Below are 21,029 nucleotides of genomic sequence, written 5' to 3' on the forward strand. Positions count from 1 at the left end.
GAACATGGATCGCGTCAAGACCCGTGCCGGCAGAAGGCGTGCATTGCGCGTATTCGCCGCGCTGGCCGCCGAGGCGGCCGTGCCGTTGTCGCACGTCACCTCTGCGCATGCTTTGATACCGGATACGCCGCCGCCGCGTGCCCGCGCCCGCATGATGACGGACCTGATCGGCACCAATGGCTGGGCCGGCTCGGCCGCCGACATCGAAATGTGGCGCGCGATGGGCATCAGTTGGGGACGTGGCTCGGTGGGCCCGGGTCAACCTGATCGGCCCGGCGAGATCATGCGCATCGACAGGACCGGCTCCAGTTTCGATAGCGACCTGCCGTCGGTGCTGATTCGAAACGAACGCAACGGTATTGGCTCGCTGCTGCTGCTCGGCTATACGCCGACATGGAATGCGAGCGTGCAGGGGGATTCCAATTCGGCGCCCGTGGATCTGGACGCATGGAAGCAATACGTCGATGCGGTGGTTCGAAAGTACTCGGCACCGCCTTATAACCTGCGCTATTTCCAGATCTGGAACGAGGCCGCCGGCCAATTGTCCGGCGGCTTGCCGCAAGCCACGTTCTGGCACGGCCCGGATTTCAGCAAGGACGAAAAGCGTTCGAAGCCCTATGAGCGCGCGATGCAGGATTATGTCGAGCGAATTCATATTCCGGCGGCGCGGATCATTCGCGGTTATCACGCGTATGTGGTTTATGGCGGCTGGCCGGACCAGGGTGGTCTGGACAACTACCGGCGCTGGCTCGAGTACCGGAGCCCGGTATTGAAGGAGCGCATGCTCGATTGGGTCGATTACATCGACACGCATTATCTGCCGGTGTCCGACCTCGAATCGCTGTATCAGCAGTACGTGAAGAACGGTCCCGCGCGCGGTATCTGGCAAACGGAAATCGGCGACGAGTACATGAAGGATCCCCATTACCTGCCGCGCTATTTCTTCGATTTCGCGGTGTGGGCGCTCGGCAGGAATTGGGACGATCCGGACAAGTATCTGTCGATGATCTATCACTGGGACGGCTATGAGTCTTTCCGTCTCACGCATCGCGGTCCGCCCGCGCGAACTTACAACGTGTCCGGTCGAAGTCTGATCGTGCTTCGCCAGACGGCGGGCGGCCAGCTCGCGAGTTTCCCGAAGCAGGTACAGGGTGGCCCGGCCGTTGCTGCGAATACCTTGCTTTCCGGTCATGACCTCGTGATGCAGGTGAGCGCGCCCGCGGGCTGGCAAACCGTTGCTGTTCCCGGTCTTGCATCCCTGCGCTCAGGCACGGTGCGGACCGATTTCATCGACGCGCTCAGCGGCGCCGCGAGTGCGCCGGGCGATATGGCGGTGAGCTGGGAAAACGATCTGATGAAAGTGCGATTTCGAGTACCTGACCGGGTCAATGGCGAAAGTAAAGACGAAAGTAAGGGCACGGGCGCCGGCAATACCCCGCCGAAGCACCTCGCTTATCTGGTCGTGCGCGGTGCCGCGCAACGAGTTGTGTAGCCGTATGTCGAGAGCTTTACGAGCGCCGGGAGCCGGCGGATCGAACCTGACGGATAGCGTTGAGGCATCATGAAACACGTCACCATTGCAATTTGCAATTACAACTACGAGCGCTATCTGGCCGCGGCAATCGACTCGGCGCTTGCGCAGGACTATCCGGCGACGAAGGTCATGGTCGTCGACGATGGCTCGACCGATGGCTCCCGTGCGCTGCTGGAGAGCTACGGCAATCGCATTCTGTCGATCTGCAAGGAAAACGGCGGCCAGGTGTCCGCGTATAACCGTGCGATCGGTTTTCTCGATACCGAGTACGTGATTTTTCTCGATTCGGACGACGTGCTGTATCCGGGCGCGGTTTCTGAAGTCATGCGACTGTTCGAGTCCGGCGCGTGGGCCAAGGTGCAATTCCGTCTCGACGTGATGGACGGCGAGGGCGCATTGACCGGCGCCTATGTGCCGAACAGCGAGCCGCCGCACGACTGCGGCCGGCTATTGCGCGGCGGCTGGCTCTATCCGTCGCCCCCGGCATCGGGCAATGCTTACCGCGTCAGCGCGCTGCGGCAGATCTTTCCGGTGCCCGAAGAAGGCGTGAATCGCTACGGCGCGGACTTTTACGCGATCTACGGCGTTGCGCTGACCGGGCCGATTGCCACCGTGCCGAAGTCTTTAGGCGGCTATCGCGTGCATAACGCGGGTAGCGAAACGGTGTCGTTCGCCAACTCCGAACAGCTAATGAAAGCCCCGCGTGCGTTCAACATGCGTTGGGCGATTCTGCGGAACATCGCGCGCGACCGCCTCGACATAGAGCTTCCGCCGGCATTTCTCGACTTCTCGCACGAGAAAGCCACGTTCTGCTCGAGCGTTTACCGCGCGAAGCTGTTCTCGCGCTGGCACTGGATGCTCAGCGACTCGGGCAGCTATCTGCACACGATCGTCGCGAATCCATTCTGGAGCCTGAAGAAAAAGCTCGGCACGCTCGTGCTTTCGAGTCTGTGTCTCGTGCCTTACTCGCCGCTGTCCGACTTCGCCGTGCGTTATATCGCCAATCCGCTCGCGCGTCGTCGCGTGGCGGGACGCTGAAGGCCGGCGTGAAGGAGGACGGCATGGATAGACGAACGAGCGCCAACGTAATCGCGTTTGTGTACGGCGGATACCTGATGAGGTACGTGTACCTCATCATCGTCGTGCCGTTCTACGGCCGTGTGCTCGGCGTCGCCGAGTACGGGCGGGTACTAGCGTCGATGTCGCTGATGAACGTGATCTGGATGCTCGTCAGCTATGGATTCACGTTCGTCGGGATGCGTGAGGTATCGAAAGCGCACTCCGCGCGGGAGTGCAATGAAATCTATTCGCTGCACGTCAGCGCGAGGCTTTTGCTGGCGTTGCTCGGCGGGGTCATCGGCCTCGTGGCGACGCTGAGCTCGCCGGTGTTGTCGGAGCGGCCCGTGATCGGTCTGCTCGCGACCTTGCTCGGTATCGTGTCGGCGCTGAATCTCGGCTGGCTGTTTCAGGGGCGTCAGTACTTTCGAACCCCGATCATGATCGAGGTGTTCGGCTTCGCGGTAAGCCTCGTGCTGGTGCTGAGTTTCGTCAGGGGACCCGACGACGCGGTATGGGTACTGGCGAGCCTGCTGATTGCCGGCGTGGCCTCGTCGATCATTTCATATGGCCTGACGACCTGGCAACTCGGCTTGCCGCGTCTCAGGTTATCGGGGGTCTGGCCGCTGGTGCGCAGCTCGACGATGCTGTTCTGCTATTCGTCCGGTTCGGTCGTGCTCACCGCGTCGTCGACGTATCTGTTGACGTTCCTGTCCACGCCCGCGCAGGTCGGCTATTTCGGCGCGGCGGAGCGTTTCGCGACGATCGGACTCAGTCTGATGGGCCCCGCGTCGCAGGTATTTATTCCGACGATATCGCGGCAACTCGCGCACGGCGACAAGGAAGGCGCGCACGTGACGACCCGTCGTGGCGCGATGTTGCTGCTGGGCTATGGGCTGCTGGTGTTGTGCGGCGCGCTGACGCTGTCGCCTTTCGTGCTGCCTTTGATTCTCGGGCCCGCATTCGAGCCGAGCGCGCACGTGTTGCAGGTATTCGCATGGATGTTTCCGTTCGCGGCCTTCAATGAGTTCGTCGCGTTCTATGTATTCGTGCCGCGCAGGAAGGACCGGCTGCTGGCGATTGCCGGCGTTGCGTCGGGTCTCGTCAATCTCGGCTCCGCGGTGGTGCTCGCGCCTCATTTCGGCGCGATGGGCATGGCCTCCGCGCGGGTGATCGGCGAGGCGACGCTGGCAACGATCCTGCTAGGCGTGATGATCCGTCTCGAACTGATCGGTCTGCTGCCGGGCGCCGAGCGGGCACTCGAGCGGGTTCGGATCGCGTGCGGGTTTCGCGCGCAGGCGCAGGCCGGAAAGGACGATTGAGGACGATTGACGCAGTGCGCGGGTTCACCGGGGTAAGGTTGGAATGTCACAGGAGGTCGAAGTGAAAGTCGCTATTGTTCACGATTGGCTGGTGGTGTCGGCGGGTGCCGAGAAAGTACTGAAGAACATCATCGAATGCTTCCCCGATGCGGACATCTTCTCGATTGTCGATTTTCTCGAAGACCGCGAGTGCGTGAAAGGGAAGTCCGTCACCACGTCGTTCATCCAGAGGATGCCGTTCGCGCGGCGGCGCTATCGCGCCTATCTGCCGCTGATGCCGATCGCCATCGAGCAGGTCGATCTGTCCGGCTACGACCTCGTCATTTCCAGTTCGCATGCGGTCGCGAAAGGCGTGCTGACTGGGCCGAACCAGGTGCATATCAGCTACGTTCATTCGCCGATCCGCTATGCGTGGGATCTGCAGCATCAGTACCTGAGGGAATCTCATCTGGACAAGGGAATTCGTTCGGCGCTCGCGCGGGTGCTGCTTCACTACATTCGCGGCTGGGATTCGCGCTCGGCCAATGGCGTCGATCATCTGGTCGCCAATTCGCAGTTCATTGCCCGGCGCATTCGCAAGGCGTATCAGCGCGACGCGACGGTCATTTATCCGCCGGTCGATCTGGCGAACATGAAGATCGGGATGCAGAAAGAAGATTTTTACGTCACGGCGTCGCGCATGGTGCCTTACAAGCGTATCGATCTGATCGTGCAGGCCTTCTCGCAGACGCCCGAGCGCAAGCTCGTGGTAATCGGCGATGGTCCCGAGATGAAAAGGATCAGGGCCGCCGCCGGTGACAACGTGCAGATCCTCGGGCATCAGCCGTCCGACGTTCTGATCGATCATTTGCGGCGGGCCCGCGCGTTCGTGTTCGCGGCGGAGGAAGACTTCGGCATTTCCGTGGTGGAAGCGCAGGCGTGCGGCACGCCGGTTATCGCATTCGGCCGGGGCGGTGCGCTCGAATCGGTGGTGGGCCTGCCGCTCGAACGTGCCACCGGGGTATTCTTCGGCGAGCAGACGACCGGGTCACTGCTTGCGGCCGTCAATCGCTTTGAAAGCAATGCGGGCAGTTTCGACCCGCGCCAGTGCCGCAAGAATGCCGAGCGCTTTTCATCGGAGAACTTCAAGAAAGCGCTGACGAGTTTCGTCGATTCACGGCTCCCGTACGCATGCGTCGAACAGTTTTTGCCGTATCCGGCGAGCGGACCGTTACCGGTCGAGGCAGCACGTCATCTCGCCGACGTCACGCCCTGAGACGGGCGCTGGCTGACGACAGCCGCCTTGCGCGCCACGCGCGGATCGAACGTGGCCACTCTCGCCGCGAGCGGACGCGCCGCGATCAGAAGAGAGATGACCAGAGAAAGAATCAGAACATTCGACGGCGTGACCAGCCGATGTTCGGTTGCCGACATGACGAGCAGGCACACCGACGAAATCTCGACGAACCGGTAAGCCGCGAAGTTTCGTCCGCCGTCGACCAGTGCGGAAAACGCCGCGCCCTGTTTGCTCCAGTCGATCAGCTTCCAGAAGAAAGCGAGGATCAGCGACAACCCGACCACGCCGAGTTCGGCGAGGATATTCAGGTACGAGTTGTGGGCGTGGGAGTCGCTGTGTTCGATCACGACGTCGGACGGCACGCCGAGCAGATGGAAGTACGACGCGATGCTGCCGATGTGATCGTCGAATGAGCCGAAGCCGAGACCGACGATCGGGCTCTGTTCGAAATACGCGAGCGCGCGCGGCCACAGCCATTCATAGCGGATGTCCAGATTGGCGACCTTGGCGTCCTGATTGTGGATCGAGAACGTATAGCCCATGTAATCGACGGTCGGGTCGGTATGGTAGAGCGCCACCGCAATGGAGGCGACCAGCATCGCGGCGACCAGCGACGCGAGCATCCAGCGCTTGCGGCCGAAATACAGGTACGGCAGCACCGCCGCGGCGCCCAGCAGCGAGCCCCGGCTGTAGGTGGAAAAGAGCATCAGCGCATTGCAGGCGAGCAGCGCGACCATCCATTTGCTGCGTTTTTGCAGGTAGCAGGCCACGCCGAGGCAGAACAGCATCGCGAAAAAGCCGCCGGCGGCGTTGCGGGCGATGAAATAGCTGCCGAAGCTGTCGTCGGGATGGGTGAAGATGCCGAGCAGGCCGTTGTCGACGATGTAGTAAGCGTACATCGGCAGATTGACGAGCACCGCGAAGGTGAAGAATGTGCGAAGTACCTTGTTCAGATCCCACCGGTGCGCGTACAGACACCCGGCAAAAATGGGGGCATAGGAAATGAAGAAATTGCCGTCGCGGCGGTAAAAATCGAATTCGACGAGCGATTGCGGATCGTAGAGGAGCGTCGAAATAATGGCGAAAACTGTAAAAGCAGTGAGCGGCGCGATAAACGCGGGATAACGGCGGCCGAAAAAGCGCCATGAACAGAACAGCAGAGGAACAAACCCGATCGCGCTGATCGGCACCAGATTCGTGACGGTCAGAAACAGGGCGAGTAGCGAGATATAAGCCATTGCAACTCCAGAAAAGCGGATGGCGCACCGTTGAAGATCGAGCCGTGCGCTGGACGATGGCATGAATTGAAAGACGGGAAGCTCGCGCGGCTTGCGCGATGGACAACGTCGTTGTCCTGTTCCTGCATGAATGTATCGGGACGTTCATGTGAACGGTAGCACGTGTAGTGCCCGATTTCCAATCTTCCGCGCCTGTCTGCAATAGAAGTGCAAGCTCGTTCGTCTACAGCGGAAACAGGGCCGGCATGCAGAGCCAAAACCTCCGCTGTTCGCGCCACAAACACGGTAATGGAGTGGGCTCTGACTAAGATTGTTCACATGAGGCGCGACGTCGATCGAAGTAGCGAACGCCGTTGCCCATTCGCTCTTTCGTTTCTTTCGTTTATCCGGTCGTGGGTTGTCGAGCAAGACCGCTGCGATCCGGCCAGCCAGTTTCCGTACTTCCCGATCGAGCCGGAATCGTTGCCGGCGCATGCATCCTTCACTGCGAAACTGAACGGCTGGTCTGGTCCATCCGGCGAGGACGTCCGGTTATCAATCACTTGAGGCGGTATTGGCGCAATCCGCGTCGCCACGCATTTTCGCGCTGGCGCCGTTAAAGCGTTATTGGCGAGCCTGACTCAATGCGACGGAGTTGGAAATGGACAAAGTTAATGCGGCAACCGCCGCAATGGATATCGAAACCACAGGGTCGAATTCGGCCCCGGTCGATTTTCCGCCTCTCGTGCAGGTGATTCTCGCCGGTGGTTCAGGCACTCGCCTGTGGCCGGTGTCGCGAGAGCAGTTTCCGAAGCAGTTGATCGACGTGATCGGCAATCAGACGCTGCTGCAGGCCACCATGGGACGCATGGCGGGCTTTGAAGGCGCGTGGGACATTGCGGCCGATCCGGTTATCGTGTGCGGCGCGGAGCATTATTTCGCCACTTACGAACAGGCGCGCGAGATCGGCGTGAACGCGCGCATCGTGGTCGAACCCGCGCGTCGCGACACCGCGCCGGCGCTGACGCTCGCCGCGTTGAGCGCCTGCGCGGACAACGAGGACGCGATCCTGATCGCGATGCCGGCCGATCACGCGATAGCGAATCTCGAAGCGCTGCACCACGCGATCGACACGGCGGCGGCCTACGCGCACAAAGGGGCCATCGTCGCGCTGGGCGTGCCTCCTGAACGGCCCGATACGGGCTTCGGTTATATCCGTCTGGGCAGTGCGTTGCGCGACGGCGCGCGCCATATCGAGCGCTTCGTCGAGAAGCCGGCCACGGAACTCGCGGCCCAGTATGTCGGCTCGGGCAATTACTGGTGGAACAGCGGGATCTTCGTCGTGCGCGCGTCGGTGTGGCTGTCGGTCATCGAGCAGTTCCAGCCCGACATGCATGCCGCTTGCTCTCATGCGTGGCGGGACGCCAGGAAGACCGACGAATGCATGATTCCCGAAGCCAGCGAATTCCTGCGTTCGCCGTCCGACTCGATCGACTACGCGGTGATGGAGCAACTCGGCAAGCCCGGCTCGAACTTCGCCGGTGTAGTGGTGCCGCTCGAGGCGGGCTGGTCGGATCTCGGCTCGTGGGACGCGGTCTGGCAGGCGATGGAAAAGGACGAGTGCGGCAACGCGTCGAACGGACGCGTGCTGTTCGAAGGTTCGACCGCGACCTACGCCCGCTCGCAAGGCGGCCGGCTACTCGCCTGTGTCGGCACGAACAATCTGATCGTGATCGAAACCGATGACGCGGTGCTCGTCGCGGACCGCTCGCACGTGCAGGACGTGAAGACGCTGGTATCGCGCATACGCAGCGAGAAATCACCGGAGGCCGATGCGCATCGAAAGGTCCGCCGTCCGTGGGGCTTTTACGATTCCGTCGATCAGGGCGACCGCTTTCAGGTGAAGCGCATCGTCGTGATGCCGGGAGGGCGGCTGTCGTTGCAGATGCACCACCATCGCGCGGAGCACTGGGTGGTCGTAAGCGGCACGGCGCTCGTCACGCGTGGAGAAGAGCAGTTCCTGCTCGGCGAGAACGAGTCGACCTATATCCCGCTGGGGGTTCGCCATCGGCTCGAAAACCCGGGCCGGGTGCCGTTGCAGATCATCGAAGTTCAGTCCGGCGCCTATCTCGGCGAAGACGACATCGTCCGGTTCGACGACCAGTACGGACGATGCGGCTGATGCGGGTGAGTCGAACGGACACGTGTTCTGAGGAGGCTGCCATGCGATTGCTGACGGGTCTACTGGCGAGATTGTTCGACGTCGCAATGATCGTGGCGGGCGCGTTCGCGGCCTCGCAGATCCGCTTCGACGGCGGCTCGCAACGGAGTTTCTATTTCGCGTTCGTCGCCTTCGCCGCGGCGTTCGCGCTCGCGGTGTTTCCGGCGCTCGGCGTATATGAATCGTGGCGCGGCCGCTCGAAGAGGGCGCTGGCCAGTCACGTCGCGCTCGGCTGGCTCCTCGTGCAGGCCTGCGCGATGGTGCTGATGTTCTCGCTGCATCGGATCGATTTCGTCTCGCGCCTCTGGTTCGTGTACTGGACCGGCATGTCGGGTGCCGCGATGATGGCCGGCCGGATGGTCACGCACGCGTTGCTCGGCCGCATGCGCCATGCGGGGATGAACCTGCAGCAGGTCGCGGTGGCCGCGTGCGGGGATCATTGCGATGAAGTCATCCGCAAGATAGCGATGTCGCCGGCAGCCGGCTTTCGTGCGAACGCGCTGTATAGCCTGCATCCGGGCTGCAGAATCACGATGCGCTCGGCGGTGCAGGTCTTCGAGGAACACGACGCTTTCGCCCGTTACGTCAGGGAGCACAAGATCGGCGAGGTCTGGCTGGCGTTGCCGCTCACGGAAGAACGCGCGATTCTCAGGCTGGTTGCGGAGTTTCGCAACGACCTGATCAATATCCGCTTCATGCCCGACGTGCGCGCGCTTGCGCTTTTCGAAGGCAGCATGACCGATCTGCTGGGCTTGCCGACGATCAATCTCGCCGCCTCGCCGCTGCCGCCCAATGCGTTGTTGCAGAAGGAACTGTTCGATCGTCTGTTTGCGCTTGCAGCCCTGGTTGCGATCTCGCCGATCCTGCTGGGCTGTGCGATTGCGGTCAAACTGAGCTCGCCGGGGCCGGTGTTTTTCAGGCAACGCCGCAAAGGGGCCGACGGCCGCGTATTCACGATCTACAAGTTCCGCACGATGCGGTTGCACGAGCAGAAGCCCGGCGTTCTCGAACAGGCGACGCGCGGCGATCCGCGTATTACCCCGGTCGGCGCATTCCTGCGCCGGACCAGTCTCGACGAACTGCCGCAGTTTTTCAACGTGCTGCGCGGCGATATGTCGGTGGTGGGGCCGCGTCCTCACGCGCTCGAACACGACGATCTTTACCAGAACATCGTGTCCGGCTATATCCATCGCTACCGTATCAAGCCCGGCATTACCGGCTGGGCGCAAATCAACGGGTTTCGCGGCGAAACCGACCGGCTCGAAAAGATGGAAGGCCGCGTCGCGCACGATCTGTACTACCTGAGGAACTGGTCGTTCTGGCTCGACGTCAGGATCATTCTGGCGACGATCTTCAAGGGCCTTCATCATCCGAACGCGTACTGAAAATGACAATACCGAGCGTCGAAGACGTCGTGAGGCGATCCGCGAAGCGGGCCGCGCAATACAAATTTCATCTGGACCACGGTGTGCAGGCGAGAAAAGTACTGCGGCTACTCGAGGAAAAATACGGCAAGGCCGACCCGGCGAACCTGAGACTCGCGGATGCCTATGCATTCGACGTGTTCGGAGATGCGATCTACGCGCCGTGGCTGCGGGTCTATACGGCATTCAGCGGAACCTTCAAGGAAGGCTGGATTCCGGACAACTACTATGCGAGCGTCGTGGTGCCGCATATGAAGGGCTGGTACGGCAAGATATCGAGTCTCAAGCCGATGACGCGCCTGATCTTCGACGGCGACGCGTTTCCGGACGTCGCGTATTTCGCCAATGGCCTGTTCTTCACGGACAGGAGCGTCGTGGTGCCCGAGCGCGACGTGAAAGACGTCGTCTTCGAGCATGCCGAGCGCGTGGTCTTCAAGCTGGACGGCTCGCGGCAGGGCAATGGCGTCCATATCTTCGACAGAACCAGTTTCGATCACGAAATCATCAAGTCGCTCGGCAATGGCGTGATACAGAAATTCATCATTCAACATCCTCTGTTCAATGCGTTTGCGTCCAAACCGGTGGCGACACTGCGCTTTACGACCGTGGTGGACGACGCCGGCCGCATTTCGATTCGCGCGTGCTTTCTGCGTCTCGGCAGAGCGGACGACACGCATATCCTCACCGATCGCGAAGTGTGCGTGCCGGTCAGGCTCGCGACAGGCGAACTGTGCGACGAAGGCTATATGAGCGATTGGGGCGCGACAGAAGCGCATCCGGATTCGGGCGTGCGCTTTGCGGGCGTGACGATTCCCGCATTCGCGCAGTGCGTGGAGACCGTGCTCCGGCTGCACAGGAAGATTCCATTTGCACGCTGCGTGGGATGGGACGTGACCGTCGACGCGGACAACCGCGTGCAGGTGATGGAGTGGAACGGCGAACACAACGACGTGAAGTTCAGCGAGGCCACGCAAGGCCCGTGCTTTTCGGATCTGAAGTGGGAACGGCTCAGGGCCGTTCGCTGAGTTTGCGCGGCGGACAATAGACCGAAGCGGCACGCAGCAGGAGACGCGACGTGAGCGAACAGTTATGGTGCGTCCATATAGAAGGGCTGAACGACTTCATTGCGGTCGATTCCGAGGAATCGGCACGGTACGAGGCGGCCACGATCAACGCGTATATCGATAACGCCGGCAAGGACTCGCGTGCGGCGCTGATGCGCGCTGTCGCGATCGAATGGCCGTTTAGCGCGGCAGGTCACGCAAGGGCGCTCGACGACGACTGGCATGACCTGCAGCGCATGTCGCACAGGCGGCAGGGAGAACATGGCGCGAATCGTTCCGGCGGCGTGCTGGCCGACATTACGCGGCGCGTGAAGAAACTGTTGACCGTCGCGCATGCCGGCAGGGAAGACGACGCGTAAGCGACTTTCATCTCAGCGCGCGGCGCGCATATCGGGACGCTTGCGTCGGAGTGCGAGCGCGACGCCGCTCAAGGTCAAGGCCATCGCCGCGATTTCCCTGAAGCCGAGCGGTTCGCCAAGAGAAAGCGCCGCCGCGACGATACCCATGATCGGCACCAGCAGCATGCCGATCGATGCGACTTCCGGCGGCAGATGGCGCAGCGTCGCGAACCACGCCAGATAGCAGATGCCCATCGGCACCAGCGTCATATAGATCATCACCGCGCGTCCGGCGGTATCGAGCGCGTGAAAGTCCGGATGTTCGATCAGCAGTCCGACGATGGCCATCGGCACGCAGCCGATGCCGACTTGCCATGCGACGAGCGTGAGCGGCGGCACGGGAATCGGCGTGCGGGTGACGACGGTGCCGAGCGCGAACAGCACGGCGGCGAGCAGCGCGAACAGAATGCCGGCGAGCTTGCCGCTGTCGAACGCGAAGCCCTGGCCGCCGAGCAGCACGACGACGCCCGCGAGTCCCAGCGCGAGCGAGATGAAGCCTTCGGCGGATGGCCGCCGCGACAGAACCGGCCACGCGAGCAGCATCGCCCAGATCGGCATCGTATAGACGAGCAGCGCGCCTTCGCTGACGCTCAGCCATTTCATCGACAGCGTCGAGAAACCCATCCACGCGAATACGTTGGTGCTGGCCGCGAGCAGCACGCGTGGCAGCAACTGACGGGGGATCACGATGCGCTCGCCCGAACAGCGCGCGATCACGATGAGCAGCAGCGACGCGACGATACCGGCGACGCCGCGCGAGAACAGTGGAGGCCACTCGCGCAGCAGGATTTTCATCGCGGGCCAGTTCAGGGCCCAGCCGATTGCGGTCACGAGCAGAAAAAACACCCCGGCCCAGCGCGTGGACTTCATTGGAATTGTGTCGACGGTTGCAAGGCCGTCATGTTACCGCGCGCGGCGCTTTTCTTACTGTTCTTTCAACACGGGCGTTCGTTGCATGTTCAACCACGGGCGCTATTCAGGAAGGGGGATGTCCTCGATCAATTCCGGATCGAGCGCGCGAATCCTGCGATCGACGAAGTATCCGCCGCCTTCGACATAGCGCAGATAAAGACGCCCGCACGACGAGCATTGCCAGACGCCGCAGCGGTTGTACGGGAAATAGCGCGGAGCGACAGGCGCGTGCGCGGACCAGTAGGTCGTCTTATTGGGGAGATACTCGCTGAACGTCGGTTCGGGGTCGTCTTCCGGCATCAGCGTGCCGATTTCCTCGAACAGCGTTTCGTCGAGCGAGAGCGGCTGCGATTGCCAGCCGTCGAGCGGGGTGCGTGTGCATTCGCAAGGTGCGGTGGCGCGCCGTTGCGCCGCGCGCGCGAGTTCGAGCAGGGTTGCAGCGTTCAGATGTTGCGCCATGTGGCTGATAGCAGGTGTGATAGCAGGTGATTCACGATCCGTTCATCATCCGGTCCCGTTGCGTGGCGACCCATGCGCGATCGAACGTGCCGTTCGCAATCGACGCAAGCGCGGCCGCTTCCTTCGCCTGCTGCCGCCGCGCGCCTTCGATGACCGCGTCGACGTCGGCGGGCGGGATTGCCAGCACACCGTCCTCGTCGCCGACGATGATATCGCCCGGATGCACGACCATGCCACCCACCGTGACCGGCACGTTGATTTCGCCCGGACCGTTCTTGTAGGGCCCGCGATGCGTGACGCCGCGTGCATACACCGGAAAATCGCGTTCGCGCAGCGCGCCGACGTCGCGGATCGCGCCGTCGATCACGAGGCCCTGTACGCCGAGGCTTTCCGCGAACGTCGCCATGATCTCGCCCATCAGCGCCTGCGTGAGATCGCCGGCGCCGTCGATCACGAGTACGTCGCCGGGCCGGCAGAATTCGAACGCGCGATGAATCGCGAGATTGTCGCCGGGTCGCGTATGGATCGTCAACGCGGTGCCGGCCATCGGCTTTGGCCGATGAAACGGCCGCAGGCCGACTGTGCCGCTCGCGCGCGCCATGTTGTCGCTGAGCAGCGACACCGCGAGTTCGCGTAACGCTTCGAGCGTGGCCGCGCTGGCCTGTGGCGCGCACTCGTATTCACGCCATCCCAGTGGATTCATGCGGTTGCTCCCCGTGCGGTGAAGTGCCGATCGGCTTGCCGGTCGAGTTGACGCGACAGCCGCGCATAGACACTGCGCGCGTTGTCTTCGTAGATGCATTGCCGGTCCGCGTCGCTGAGCCATTCGATGGCGTCGATATAGCGGCGCGTGTCGTCGTAGTAGTGACCGGTGCGCGGATCGATGCCTTGCACCGCGCCGATCGTTTCCGACGCGAACAGGATGTTCTCGACCGGAATGACTTTCGCGAGCAGTTCCGCGCCGGGCTGGTGATACACGCAGGTATCGAAGAACACGTTTTTCAGCAGATGTTCTTCGAGCAGCGGCCGCTTCATGTCCTGCGCGAGTCCGCGATAACGCCCCCAGTGATACGGCACCGCGCCACCGCCGTGCGGAATGATGAAGCGCAGCGTCGGGAAGTCCGCGAACAGATCTCCTTGCAATAACTGCATGAATGCCGACGTATCGCCGTTGAGGTAATGCGCGCCGGTCGCATGGAAATTCGGATTGCACGACGACGACACGTGGATCATCGCGGGCACGTCGAGGTCCACCATCGCCTCATAGAGCGGATACCAGCTGCGATCCGTGAGCGGCTGGCCGCTCCAGTGACCGCCGGACGGATCGGGATTCAGATTGCAGCCGACGAAGCCGAGTTCTTCGACGCAGCGCCGCAATTCGCCGATGCAGTTGGCGGCCGGTACGCCCGGCGCCTGCGGCAATTGACACACGCCGACGAAATTGCGCGGAAACATTTCGCACACCCGATGCACGAGGTCGTTGCATGCGCTCGACCAGTGCGCGTTCGCGTCGGCGGTGGCGAGGTGGTGGCCCATGCCGGCCGCGCGCGGCGAGAAGATCGTCAGGTCGGTGCCGCGTTCCTGTTGTACCCGCAACTGGCCGTTTTCGATGCTTGCGCGAATCTCGTCGTCGCCGATAACAGGGCGCGGCGGCGGCGCGACACCGTCTTTCAGCGCGGCGATCTGCTGCTTGCGCCACGCTTCGTGCTGCGGCGGAGAGGTCGTGTAATGACCGTGGCAATCGATAATCATCTATGCAATGTTCCTCTGCGGTTGCGTTCGTTACGTTCGCTTCGACCGAAGCTTCAGGTTCGCGGCGCGGCATCGCCGGTTGCGAGCGGCGCGAGTTCGTCTTCGGCGGGCGTGACGCGCATCACGAGCGCGATGATCGTCGCGACGACGAGAAACGCGGCGATCGTCAGCAACGCGAGCTTGAAGTTGCCGGTCGCGTTACGCACGAGTCCGATGCTCCACGGCCCGACGAGGCCGCCGAACTGCGCGATCGTGTTGATCAGCGCGATCGTCGCGGCGCCCGCCGCGCCGGTTCTGAACGACGACGCGAGACTCCAGAACAGTGGATTGCCCGCGTAGATGAACAGGCCGGTCACGCACAGCAGCGCATACGCGATCACGGGATTCGGCGCATACGCGCTGCCGGCAATCGCGAGCGCGCTCATGCCGTACACGAACGCGAGGTGTTTCTTGCGGTCGCCGGTGCGATCGGAACTGCGGCTGATCAGGAACGTGCCCAGGACACCGAGCAGCGGCGGCGCCGCCGACAGAAAACCGACTTCGATATTGCTCAACTCGCCGAGACTCTTGACGATCTGCGGCAGCCACAGGAACAGCCCGTAAATGCCGACCAGCGCGCAGCCGAACAGACAGGCGAGGCTCCAGACGCGGACGTCGCCCGCCACGCGCAGCAGCGGAAAATGCCGGTTGCCGCCGACCGCCTCGCGCTCGGCGGCGAGCGTCGACTCGAGCCAGTTCTTTTCCGCGCTCGACAGCCAGTCCGCGTCGGCGGGACGTTCGGTCAGGATGCGCAATGTGAGCAGACCCAGCAGCATCGCGGGCAGGCCTTCGAGAATGAACATCCATTGCCAGCCCGCGAGACCCAGAATGCCGTTCGCGTAAGTCATCAGCATGGTCGAAATGGGACCGCCCAGCACCGCGGAAAACGAACCCGCGATGATATAGCCGCCGACCGCGCGCGCCCGGTAGCGCACCGGAAACCATTTGGTGAGATACACCGCGATGCCGGGCAGAAAGCCCGCTTCCATTACGCCGAGCAGAAAGCGCAGCACGTAGAAGCTGGTGTCGTTGAACACGAAGGCGGTGGCCGCGGCCACCGCGCCCCACGTCAGCAGAATGCGCGCGATCCAGATACGCGCGCCGACGCGATGCAGGATCAGATTGCTCGGCACTTCGAGGAGCATGTAGCCGACGAAAAAGATACTGCCCGCGAACCCGAACACGGCCGGGCTGAAGCCCAGCTCCTTGTTCATGTCCAATGCGGCGAAGCCGATATTGATCCGGTCGAGATAGTTGACGAACATCATCGCAAAGAGCATGGGCATCAGGCGCCCGTACACCTTGCGCATCGTTGCGGCTTCATCGAATGCGGTCATGCTGTCTCCTGCCATGCGGCGGCGACCGTGGCCGCCGTTGCGTTTTGTCGTAGATGCGCCTTCAATGGCGTACCGCCCATGATAGAAACGCACGGACCAGGAGTCCAAGACCGCTTGCTTATGCTTGTATAGGTTTTTGCTTATAGTGCGGGATCCCCGAGCGGCGGCGGCAGGCAGCCGAGAAAAGCGCGCAGATGGGGTGACATGTCGTCGGTGCGGAAGGTGGCCGCGAGCGTCGAGCGGTGCGACGAACCCGGTCCCGACAGATGGCGGAACACGACGTCGGTGCGTCCATGTCGCGCGACCGATTCGCCGACGACCGTCACGCCGAGGCCTGCCGCCACGAGCGCGATGGCTGTCTGGATTTCGTAAGCTTCGTGCGCGATGAGCGGCGTCACGCCGGCATCGCGATAGAGCGACTGCACCGAGCGCTTGAATTGCGCGTTCTGATGCTTCGGATAAAGGATCAACGGCGTATCGGCGAGATCGGCGATACGCACGGTTTTGCGCGCGGCGAGCGGATGGCCTGCTTCCAGCGCGACCACGACCCGCTCGCGCAGCAGCGTGAACGACGTGCAGCCTTCCACGGTCAGCGGTTGACGGCCGATGCCGATATGAATGCGCAGGTCGCGCAACGCATCGGTCTGCTCCTCGGTGAGCATTTCGAAGAGCTTGAGCTCGACCTGCGGATACGCCCTGTGGAATTTCTTCAGCGCGGGCGGCAGCACGCTGTACATCGACGAACGCGTGAAGCCGATGCTCAGCCAGCCGCGCCGGCCGATGCCGATTTCCTGCGCGGCGAGCGTCATCTGCTCCAGCGAGCCGAGGATCTGACGGGCCTCGGTGCACAGATAATGTCCCGCCTCGGTCAGCATCAGCGGCCGCCGCGCGCGATCGACCAGTTGCGTGCCGAGCCGTTCCTCGAGCGAGCGGATCTGCTGGCTCAACGCGGGTTGCGCGATATGCAGCCGTTCGGCGGCGCGGCTGAAATTGAGTTCCTCCGCGAGAATCACGAAGCATTGAAGGGCTCTGAGATTCATGTCGGTATTCCTGGTGAACGGCAACGATAGCCGGAAGCATAGCCGCGCGATCGCGCGCAGCGATAACCACGAGTGATCGGAGTATCGAAACTATTCATTGGTCAATTATCGCCTCGGTCCAGATAATGTCCGCTCAAAACCGGGCGCCGGGCCCGCACGAGCCGGCTAGCGGCATCAGCCGGCCTGCGGCCCGAGTCATACGGGCAACGCGGCGCCCATCCGGAGGAGACGATGTTTCATCGACCCAGAGTCAGCCGGACGATTCTCGCGCTCATGTGCGCGATGTCGTTCATCATGTATCTCGATCGCGTCAACCTGTCGGCCGCGGCGGGGCTGATCCGCGACGATCTGCATCTCACCAACACCAACGTGGGTCTCGTGTTCGCGGCATTCGCGTATACGTACACGATCTGCCAGGTGATCGGCGGCTGGGTCAGCGACCGCTTCGGCGCGAAGCTCACGCTCGTCACCTGCGCGAGCATCTGGATCGTCGCGACGGTCGCCACCGGTCTGGCGGGCGGCATCGTGTCGCTGTTCTGCGCGCGCATGCTGCTCGGCATCGGCGAAGGGGCGGCGCTGCCGGCCCAGGCGAGAGCGTTGACCAACTGGTTTCCGTCCAGCAGGCGCGGCTTCGTGCAAGGCCTGACGCATTCGTTCTCGCGCCTGGGCAATGCGATCACGCCGCCGTTCGTCGCGTTGCTGGTCGCGTATTCGTCGTGGCGCGCGTCGTTTCTCGTGGTCGGCGCGCTGACCTTTGCGTGGGTGGTGGTTTACGCGTGGTATTTCACCGACGATCCGCGCAAGCATCGCCATATGACCGCGCGGGAAGAACCGGAATTGCCGCCGGCCGGCAAGGTGGTGGTCGAGAAGACGCACGAGCCGACGCCGTGGCGGCGTCTGCTCAAACGCATCGCGCCGACCATGCTGGTGTACTTCTGCTATGGATGGACCGGCTGGTTGTTCTTCACCTGGTTGCCGACGTTCTTCATGCATGGCCGCGGCCTCGATCTGAAAAGCTCCGCGATGTTTTCGGCCGGCGTGTTCCTGTCCGGCGTGGTCGGCAATACGGCGGGCGGCGTGATCAGCGACCGCGTGCTCAAGCGCACCCGCAACGTGGTCGCGGCGCGGCGCAACGTGATCATCGGCGCGTTCCTCGGCGCGCTGGTGTTCCTCGCGCCGGTGATGGTGGTGAAGTCGCTGCCGCTGATGGCCGGCTGCATGAGCCTGTCGTTCTTCTTCCTCGAAATGACGATCGGCCCGATCTGGGCCGTGCCGATGGACATCACGCCGAAACACGTCGGCGTGGCGAGCGGGCTCGTGAACGCGGGCTCGGCGGTGGCGGGCATTTTCACGCCGATCGTGTTCGGCCTCGTGGTGGACCACACGGGGAGCTGGACGCTGCCGTTCGCCGGGTCGCTCGGGCTGCTGGCGGTGGGCATCGTCGCGACCTTCTTCATGCGGCCGGATGTGCCGCTCGACGCGGCGGCATCGGCCGATGCCGCGAACGGCGGCGAGCTCGAACTGGTGGAGCAGCGTTCGGGGCGTTGAGCGGCTCACCCCGCGCGAATCGAGTCGATCACCAGTTGCGTGGCCGGCGTGATGCGCCGGTTCTTGCGCAGAATCAGACCGTATGGCGCGAGCCGTCCGCGCAACGGCGTGGCGACCGTAGCGATCGCGTTGAGCGCGACGTAGTACTGCGCGACCGAACTCGGCAGCACCGCGAGCATGTCCGAGTCGCGCAGCAATGACAACGTGGTCAGGATCGACGATGTCTCGACCGTGCTGACCGGCGGCGCGACCCGCGACTCGCGGAAGGTCTGGTCGATGACCTGGCGCATCGGACTCGGATGCGGCTGGATGATCCACGGGTATTGCGCGAGGTCCGCGAGCTTCGGCCGCGTGTTCACCCGCGCGGCCGGATGGTCCGGCCGCACGACGATCGACAGCGCCTCTTCCGCCAGGGTTTCGAAGCTCAGATCGAGCGCCGGAAAGCCATCCGGTATCCGGCCGATCACGATATCCAGCTGGTCCTGCTGCAACGCCTGCACCAGCACGTCGCTGGTGTCGATCGTCACCGTCATCTGCAAACGCGGGTGCGCTTCTTTCAGCTTCACGATGGTATGGGTCAGCAATTCGGGCGACGGCGCCATCACCGCGCCGATGCGCACCTTGCCGATGGCGCCGGCCTCGATGCCGGCCAGTTCCTCGCGCAGCTCGTCGAGATCTTCGAACACCACGCGCGCATAGCGCATCACCGCTTCGCCGAACACGGTCGGCTCCATCCCGCGCGCGTGCCGCACGAACAGCGATACGCCGATCGTGTCTTCGAGTTCCTGCAAGGCTTTGGTGGCGGCGGGCTGGGTCATCGCGAGATCGTCGGCGGCGCGCCGCAACGATTCGGTTTCGGAAAGCGCGACCATCAGTTGCAGATGGCGCAGGCGCAGACGTTTGCGAATGGTGGAAGCGGGCGCGATCATTTGAGCGATAACTCCAGGGAATCAGCTGATTCGATTTATTCAGTGGTCAGTTATTGGATAGTTTCGCACACTAGCGGCTATCGAACGACCCGCGAACCGGCTTTCCGGTTGGGTCGATGACAAAAACCCAGGAGACGAAGCAATGACGATCACCGCCGGTGCGGCGCTCGACAGCGCGATTGCGAAAGCGCGCGCGAGGCTGTTGCCCTTTCTCGTGCTGATGTATGTGCTGGCCTTCATCGACCGCGCTAACGTCGGCTTTGCGAAGAACGTGCTGCAAGCCGACACCGGCCTGAGCGACGCGGCGTTCGCATTCGGCGCGGGGATCTTCTTCGTCGGCTATGCGGTGTTCGAGGTGCCGAGCAATCTGTTGATGTACCGCTTCGGCGCGCGCGTCTGGATGAGCCGCATCATGGTGACGTGGGGCATCGTGTCCGCATGCACCGCGCTGGTCCACGACGCAACCAGCTTCTACGTGCTGCGCACGCTGCTCGGCATCGCGGAAGCGGGCTTCTTTCCCGGCATCATTCTGTTTCTGTCCAACTGGTTTCCCGCCAGAACCCGCTCGCAGACGATGGGCGTGTTCTATTTCGGCTTTCCGCTCGCGCTGCTGCTCGGCAGTCCGGTCTCGGGTCTGCTGCTCGATGCGGGCAACCCGTTCGGCATGCACCCGTGGCAATGGCTGTTCGTGGTCGAAGGGCTCGCGGCGTCGGTGGTGGGTGCCGTCGCGTACTTCTATCTGACCGACCGGCCCGCCAAAGCGGCCTGGCTCGATGCCGCGCAGCGCGACGCGTTGGATCGCGCGTTGCGCGACGAAGACGCGCGCAAGCTCGCGCATGGTCCGGCTTCGGTGCTCGCGGCGTTGCGCGATGCGCGCGTGCTGTTCTGCGCGCTCATCTACTTCGCGGTTCAAATGAGCGTCTACGGCGTGGTGTTCTATCTGCCGACGCGCATCGCCGGACTCATGGGCGGCCATGTCGGCACGAAGGTGGGTCTGCTGACCGCGATTCCGTGGATCGCGGCGATCGTCGGCACCTTCTGCGTGACTCGCGTGGCGGACCGTCACGGCCATCACCGGACATGGGCGGCGGCGATGCTCGTGCTCGCCGCGCTCGGCATTGCCGCGTCGGCGCTCACCTCGTCCGTCGCGCTGGCGCTCGCGGCGTTCTGTGTCGCCGGGATCGGCTTCGTGGCCGTGCAGCCCTTGTTCTGGACGCTGCCGACCGGTTATCTCGGCGGCGCCGCGGCCGCCGGCGGCATCGCGCTGATCAATTCGATCGGCAATCTCGGCGGCTTCGTCGCGCCCAATCTGAAGGGGCTCGCCGAACACCTGACCGGTTTGCCGCAAGCGGGGATGCTGTCGCTGTCGGCCGTCGGTCTGATCGGCGCGGTATTGCTGCTCACGTTCCGGCGCGCGCCCCATACGGGCGCCACGGTTGCCAATCGTTCCGTACCGCTCGGCGAACGCCCGGGCCGTTAACTCCTCTGTTGCAAGGAATCA

The 21,029-nt window shown here is 63.0% G+C and carries 18 protein-coding genes; 10 read left to right on the forward strand and 8 right to left on the reverse strand.

Features of this window, described 5'->3' with window-relative positions; genetic code table 11:
- Nucleotides 1–4 precede the first annotated feature (4 nt).
- The 4 genes from QM685_RS20135 to QM685_RS20150 all read left to right on the forward strand — a co-directional run bounded on the left by QM685_RS20135 (nucleotide 5) and on the right by QM685_RS20150 (nucleotide 5,167).
- Complete coding sequence (locus QM685_RS20135; RefSeq protein ID WP_415118557.1) at nucleotides 5–1,492, forward strand: hypothetical protein; 1,488 nt, start codon at nucleotides 5–7, stop codon at nucleotides 1,490–1,492.
- Nucleotides 1,493–1,561: 69 nt separating this feature from the next.
- A complete protein-coding gene (locus QM685_RS20140) occupies nucleotides 1,562–2,572 on the forward strand; it encodes a glycosyltransferase family A protein (RefSeq protein WP_415118559.1) in 1,011 nt (336 codons plus the stop codon).
- Nucleotides 2,573–2,595: 23 nt separating this feature from the next.
- Nucleotides 2,596–3,912 (forward strand): lipopolysaccharide biosynthesis protein, encoded by a 1,317-nt coding sequence (locus tag QM685_RS20145; RefSeq protein ID WP_415118561.1) that lies wholly within the window; start codon nucleotides 2,596–2,598, stop codon nucleotides 3,910–3,912.
- 61 nt (nucleotides 3,913–3,973) lie between these two features.
- Complete coding sequence (locus QM685_RS20150; protein WP_415118563.1) at nucleotides 3,974–5,167, forward strand: glycosyltransferase family 4 protein; 1,194 nt, start codon at nucleotides 3,974–3,976, stop codon at nucleotides 5,165–5,167.
- Here QM685_RS20150 and QM685_RS20155 read toward each other — a convergent pair.
- Nucleotides 5,143–6,426: an O-antigen ligase family protein gene (locus QM685_RS20155; RefSeq protein WP_415118565.1), complete on the reverse strand. Its 1,284-nt coding sequence runs from the start codon at nucleotides 6,424–6,426 to the stop codon at nucleotides 5,143–5,145. The two genes, QM685_RS20150 and QM685_RS20155, sit on opposite strands and share 25 nt — an antisense overlap.
- A 640-nt stretch (nucleotides 6,427–7,066) precedes the next feature.
- Here QM685_RS20155 and QM685_RS20160 point away from each other — a divergent pair.
- The 4 genes from QM685_RS20160 to QM685_RS20175 are packed head-to-tail and all read left to right on the forward strand — an operon-like array spanning nucleotide 7,067 to nucleotide 11,473.
- Nucleotides 7,067–8,587: a mannose-1-phosphate guanylyltransferase/mannose-6-phosphate isomerase gene (locus QM685_RS20160; protein ID WP_415118567.1), complete on the forward strand. Its 1,521-nt coding sequence runs from the start codon at nucleotides 7,067–7,069 to the stop codon at nucleotides 8,585–8,587.
- A gap of 41 nt (nucleotides 8,588–8,628) precedes the next feature.
- The gene (locus QM685_RS20165) at nucleotides 8,629–10,011 is read left to right on the forward strand and encodes an undecaprenyl-phosphate glucose phosphotransferase (RefSeq protein ID WP_415118569.1); all 1,383 of its coding nucleotides are present in this window, start codon (nucleotides 8,629–8,631) and stop codon (nucleotides 10,009–10,011) included.
- A gap of 2 nt (nucleotides 10,012–10,013) precedes the next feature.
- Nucleotides 10,014–11,075: a sugar-transfer associated ATP-grasp domain-containing protein gene (locus QM685_RS20170; RefSeq protein ID WP_415118571.1), complete on the forward strand. Its 1,062-nt coding sequence runs from the start codon at nucleotides 10,014–10,016 to the stop codon at nucleotides 11,073–11,075.
- A gap of 50 nt (nucleotides 11,076–11,125) precedes the next feature.
- A complete protein-coding gene (locus tag QM685_RS20175; protein WP_415118573.1) occupies nucleotides 11,126–11,473 on the forward strand; it encodes a hypothetical protein in 348 nt (115 codons plus the stop codon).
- Between the two features lie 12 nt (nucleotides 11,474–11,485).
- Here QM685_RS20175 and QM685_RS20180 read toward each other — a convergent pair whose 3' ends face one another.
- From QM685_RS20180 to QM685_RS20205, 6 genes are all read right to left on the reverse strand, one after another.
- Nucleotides 11,486–12,382 (reverse strand): DMT family transporter, encoded by an 897-nt coding sequence (locus QM685_RS20180; protein ID WP_415118575.1) that lies wholly within the window; start codon nucleotides 12,380–12,382, stop codon nucleotides 11,486–11,488.
- Nucleotides 12,383–12,484: 102 nt separating this feature from the next.
- Nucleotides 12,485–12,883, reverse strand: coding sequence for a hypothetical protein (locus tag QM685_RS20185; RefSeq protein ID WP_415118576.1), 399 nt, complete (start codon nucleotides 12,881–12,883; stop codon nucleotides 12,485–12,487).
- Between the two features lie 31 nt (nucleotides 12,884–12,914).
- Nucleotides 12,915–13,586 carry an RraA family protein gene (locus tag QM685_RS20190; RefSeq protein WP_415118578.1) on the reverse strand — a complete coding sequence of 224 codons (672 nt, stop codon included), beginning with the start codon at nucleotides 13,584–13,586 and terminating at the stop codon, nucleotides 12,915–12,917.
- On the reverse strand, nucleotides 13,583–14,635 hold the full coding sequence (locus QM685_RS20195) for an amidohydrolase family protein (RefSeq protein ID WP_415118580.1): 1,053 nt from the start codon (nucleotides 14,633–14,635) through the stop codon (nucleotides 13,583–13,585). Before QM685_RS20195 ends, QM685_RS20190 begins: the two co-directional genes overlap by 4 nt.
- A 53-nt stretch (nucleotides 14,636–14,688) precedes the next feature.
- Complete coding sequence (locus QM685_RS20200) at nucleotides 14,689–16,011, reverse strand: MFS transporter (RefSeq protein WP_415118582.1); 1,323 nt, start codon at nucleotides 16,009–16,011, stop codon at nucleotides 14,689–14,691.
- Nucleotides 16,012–16,151: 140 nt separating this feature from the next.
- Nucleotides 16,152–17,051, reverse strand: a complete 900-nt coding sequence (locus tag QM685_RS20205; protein ID WP_415118584.1) for a LysR family transcriptional regulator — start codon at nucleotides 17,049–17,051, stop codon at nucleotides 16,152–16,154.
- 231 nt (nucleotides 17,052–17,282) lie between these two features.
- Between QM685_RS20205 and QM685_RS20210 the strand changes: the two genes are divergently transcribed.
- Nucleotides 17,283–18,599, forward strand: coding sequence for an MFS transporter (locus QM685_RS20210; protein WP_415118586.1), 1,317 nt, complete (start codon nucleotides 17,283–17,285; stop codon nucleotides 18,597–18,599).
- Nucleotides 18,600–18,604: 5 nt separating this feature from the next.
- On the opposite strand, the gene QM685_RS20215 is transcribed toward QM685_RS20210, so the two are convergent.
- The gene (locus QM685_RS20215; protein ID WP_415118587.1) at nucleotides 18,605–19,528 is read right to left on the reverse strand and encodes a LysR family transcriptional regulator; all 924 of its coding nucleotides are present in this window, start codon (nucleotides 19,526–19,528) and stop codon (nucleotides 18,605–18,607) included.
- Between the two features lie 142 nt (nucleotides 19,529–19,670).
- Here QM685_RS20215 and QM685_RS20220 point away from each other — a divergent pair, with 142 nt between their 5' ends.
- Entirely contained in the window at nucleotides 19,671–21,008 is a 1,338-nt protein-coding gene (locus QM685_RS20220; protein WP_415118589.1) for an MFS transporter, read from the forward strand.
- Nucleotides 21,009–21,029 lie beyond the last annotated feature (21 nt).

Source organism: Paraburkholderia sp. (assembly GCF_047605525.1).
Taxonomy (GTDB): domain Bacteria; phylum Pseudomonadota; class Gammaproteobacteria; order Burkholderiales; family Burkholderiaceae; genus Paraburkholderia.